Annotated in this window: 1 pseudogene; it reads right to left on the bottom strand. The window is 60.0% G+C overall.

Annotated elements, in window-relative coordinates:
- Positions 1–245: pseudogene (locus tag KZZ07_RS27290) on the bottom strand (amino acid ABC transporter ATP-binding protein); the annotation flags it as partial.

Here is a 245-nt window from a genome sequence, read left to right on the forward strand (position 1 = left end):
TTCGTCCTTGCCCATTTTCTTCACCTTGAGCAGGCCCAGAGTGACGTTTTGCAACGCGGTCAGGTGCGGAAACAGGTTGAACTGCTGGAACGCCATGCCGGTCATCGCGCGGTGCTGGGCAATCACCCGCTCAGGGTGACGCACACGCTTGCCGGCGATTTCGCTGTAACCGATCGACTCGCCATCCAGGGTGATCTGGCCGCCCTGGAATTCTTCGAGCAAGTTGACGCAACGCAGCAGCGTGG

The organism is Mameliella sp. CS4, from assembly GCF_019392335.1.
Lineage (GTDB): Bacteria > Pseudomonadota > Alphaproteobacteria > Rhodobacterales > Rhodobacteraceae > Antarctobacter.